This is a genomic window from uncultured Campylobacter sp. (genome assembly GCF_938018035.1).
Lineage (GTDB): Bacteria > Campylobacterota > Campylobacteria > Campylobacterales > Campylobacteraceae > Campylobacter_B.
Genome location: NZ_CALIJF010000360.1, coordinates 1 through 1,077, shown reverse-complemented (window position 1 = coordinate 1,077; position 1,077 = coordinate 1). Strand labels below are relative to the sequence as shown.

The 1,077-nt window shown below is 48.7% G+C and carries 1 protein-coding gene and 1 pseudogene; both read left to right on the top strand.

Features of this window, described 5'->3' with window-relative positions:
* Nucleotides 1-513: pseudogene (gene nrdD, locus Q0257_RS10775) on the top strand (anaerobic ribonucleoside-triphosphate reductase); the annotation flags it as partial.
* A gap of 17 nt (nucleotides 514-530) precedes the next feature.
* On the top strand, nucleotides 531-1,077 hold a 547-nt coding region (locus Q0257_RS10770), incomplete at its 3' end, for an anaerobic ribonucleoside-triphosphate reductase activating protein (RefSeq protein ID WP_298024739.1).

The following is a 1,077-nucleotide window of genomic DNA, read 5'->3' as shown; positions in this document are numbered from 1 at the left end:
ACGCAGCTTCCGGCAAATTTCGGAAGCGATCCGTTTGAGGCGCTGGCGATGCAGGACGAGCTGCAAAGCTCCTATACAGGCGGCACGGTGCTGCATCTGTATATGAAGGAGCGCATCAGCTCGGCTCAGGCGTGTAAACAGCTCGTAAAAAGCGTAGTGCAAAACTACAAACTTCCCTATATCACGATCACGCCGATTTTCAGCGTCTGTCATAAGCACGGCTATATCGCGGGAGAGCACGAATATTGCCCAAAATGCGACGAGGAGCTGCTGGCGGAATACAAAGCCAAGCAGAGCAAGGGCGCCTAAATAGCGATTTAAATTTTAATCTTAGTGAAAGGATGGAGAATGGAATTTCCAAAAGAGTTAGAAGCAAAACGCACAAAATGCGTCGTTTACACAAGAGTGATGGGCTATTTGCGCCCAGTAGAGAGCTTTAATATCGGAAAGAAGGGCGAACACAAAGAGCGCGTCTTTTTTGAAGAGAAAAAAGACAAAAAACAAATAGCCTAGTCGCCGCTACCGGCCAAATGCAACAAACGCATACGAAGCCGCCGCAAGCCTTAAACCTGCGTAATGCGCAGATTTACGAGATCACGCCGTTTACGATGCTTGATTTTGCCGATCACATCGCCGCGATCGCGTGGTTTTGCGGCTGCAATATGCGCTGCAATTACTGCTACAACCCACAAATCGTTACTTCACGGGGTAAAATTTCAAACGAAGAGTTTCTACGCTTTTTGGATGCGCGCGCGGGTAAGCTTCAGGGCATCGTATTTAGCGGCGGCGAATGCACCTGTGCGAGCGATTTTATCCCGCTGGCGCACGAAGTTAAGCAGCGCGGCTTTTTGCTCAAGGTTGATACCAACGGCTCGAATCCGCAAAAGATCGAAGAGGCGCTAAGCCTAGGGCTGATCGATTATATCGCGCTTGATTTTAAGGCGCCGCGGCAGGATTTTGAGCTCATCACGAAGTCAAGCTTATACGATAAATTTCTGCAAACTCTTAGGCTTTTGCTGCGGCAAAATTTTAAATTTGAGGTGCGCACGACCGTGCATGCCGATTTTTTAAACGAAG